The sequence below is a fragment of the Rhabdonatronobacter sediminivivens genome, assembly GCF_013415485.1.
GTDB lineage: Bacteria > Pseudomonadota > Alphaproteobacteria > Rhodobacterales > Rhodobacteraceae > Rhabdonatronobacter > Rhabdonatronobacter sediminivivens.
Genome location: NZ_JACBXS010000017.1, coordinates 1 through 2236, shown reverse-complemented (window position 1 = coordinate 2236; position 2236 = coordinate 1). Strand labels below are relative to the sequence as shown.

The 2236-nt window shown below is 63.2% G+C and carries 2 protein-coding genes and 1 tRNA gene; all 3 read left to right on the top strand.

Annotated features, from left to right (window positions below; genetic code table 11):
* Positions 1 to 253: 253 nt before the first annotated feature.
* Entirely contained in the window at positions 254 to 667 is a 414-nt protein-coding gene (locus tag HUK65_RS09785) for a CopD family protein (protein ID WP_179905985.1), read from the top strand.
* Positions 668 to 732: 65 nt separating this feature from the next.
* A complete protein-coding gene (ychF, locus tag HUK65_RS09780) occupies positions 733 to 1830 on the top strand; it encodes a redox-regulated ATPase YchF (RefSeq protein WP_179905984.1) in 1098 nt (365 codons plus the stop codon).
* A gap of 65 nt (positions 1831 to 1895) precedes the next feature.
* A tRNA-Ser gene (locus HUK65_RS09775) sits at positions 1896 to 1985 on the top strand.
* Positions 1986 to 2236 lie beyond the last annotated feature (251 nt).

Below are 2236 nucleotides of genomic sequence, written 5' to 3'. Positions count from 1 at the left end.
TGGGGAAATCCGAACAGGAATATTCGCAGGTAGAGGTCAGGAAAACATACGCATACAGGTGTTGAATGCGTATATGTTAAGTTGCTGGGCATTGGCCGGTCAAGCCTGCTGGTCAGGGCGGTTTCAATGTTCTACCTGAGCGCGAGGAACGGCCCGCCATGCGCGTTTATGATGAGCCTTCATCCCGAATGATCGGTCCCGGCGGAGAGGAATGCCCCTTGCAGTGCCATTGGCGCCGCGGCATGAAGGCGCCATGGATTGGGTGAAGATCATACATCTGCTGACGGTCATGGGGTGGATGACCTCGATCTTCGCCGTGCCGCGCGCGCTGATCTACTGGAAGCGCGAGTTCGCGCGGTTGGGTGACTTCGGCCCGCTGGGGGATCTGACCATCCGGCTTTATCGGTTTTCGGCCGGGCTGGCGGTGATCGCGCTGATCACCGGGGTGTGGCTTGGCTGGCAGGTCTGGGGCTTCATGCCCTGGGTCTGGCTGAAGCTGGGCATGGTGCTGGTGCTGGCGGGGCATTACGGCTGGACCGGCCTGCTGGTGCTGCGCGCCCGGCGCGGCGAGTTCCGTGAAAGCGACTTCTTCCTGCGCGTGTTCAACGAGGTCAGCGTGGTCCTTGTCATCGCCGTTCTGTGGGTGGTGGTGGTCAAGCCCTTCTGAGCGGCGCTTGCCCCCGTGGCGCAGGCGTTGTATCCGGCGCCGGTCAGCAGCGGAAAGGGCATGGCATGGGATTTCGCATGGGAATCGTGGGGCTGCCGAATGTGGGCAAGTCCACGCTGTTCAACGCGTTGACGCGGACCGCCGCGGCGCAGGCGGCGAATTTCCCCTTCTGCACCATCGAACCCAATGTGGGTGAGGTGAACGTGCCCGATGCCCGCCTGGACAAGCTGGCCGGGATCGCCGGGTCCAAGCAGGTCATCCCCGCGCGGATCACCTTCGTCGATATTGCCGGTCTGGTGCGCGGCGCCTCGCGCGGCGAAGGTTTGGGCAACCAGTTCCTGGCCAATATCCGCGAGGTTGACGCCATCGCCCATGTGCTGCGCTGCTTCGAAGATGACGACATCACCCATGTCGAGGGCCGGATCGACCCCGTGGCCGATGCCGAGACCATCGAGACCGAGCTGATGCTCGCCGATATCGAGTCGATCGAGCGCCGGCTGGCCAATCTCTCGCGCCGTCTGCGCGGCGGCGACAAGGAGGCGCTGGACCAGGACCGTCTGCTGCGCGCCGCGCTTGAGGCGCTGGAGGACGGGCGCCCCGCCCGCACCGTCCAGATCGCCGAGGATGACCTGCGCCAATGGCGCCTGCTGCAACTTCTGACCGCCAAACCCGTGCTGTTTGTCTGCAATGTCGAGGAAAGCTCCGCCGCCGAGGGCAACAGCCAGAGCGCCCGGGTGGCCGAAATGGCTGCGGCGCAGGGTGCCGGGCATGTGGTGATCTCGGCCCGGATCGAAGAGGAACTGGCCCAGCTTCCCGCCGACGAGGCCGAAATGTTCCTGGATGAAATGGGTCTAGCAGAGCCTGGCCTGAACCGCCTGATCCGCGCCGGTTACACGCTGCTGGGGTTGAGCACTTATTTCACCGTCGGCCCCAAGGAGACCCGCGCCTGGACTATCCCCGCCGGCACCCTGGCCCCGCAGGCCGCCGGGGTCATCCACGGCGATTTCGAACGCGGCTTCATCCGCGCCGAAACCATCGCCTATGACGATTACGTGGCCCTGGGCGGTGAGGTCGGTGCCAAGGACGCAGGCAAGATGCGCGCCGAAGGCAAAGGCTACACGGTGCGCGATGGTGATGTCCTGAAGTTCCTGCACAGTGGCTGAATGGCCTGGCCTTGGGTCCGAAAAACCGCTTGTTTTCACCGGGGCCGATCCTTATAGGGGTCAGCGGAGACGTGGCCGAGTGGTCGAAGGCGCTCCCCTGCTAAGGGAGTAGGCCCGGAAGGGTCTCGTGGGTTCGAATCCCATCGTCTCCGCCATTTTCTTGACAGAAAAAGCGGCAAGTCCTTAAACTCCAAGGAAAACAGGCCTATCGAGGCGCTGTTCCGAGGAGATTTGCTATACAAACTGCAATACAATCTGTGTTACAAGCCCATTGATTCACCGGGGGCAGGCATATGGTGATCAGGACGCGGGGCGGCTCGAAGAAGGGGACGCTCTACCTCTACAAGCGGGTGCCGAAGCGCTATGCGGCGGTTGAGCCGCGCAAGTTCGTCTGGGTAAGCCTGCA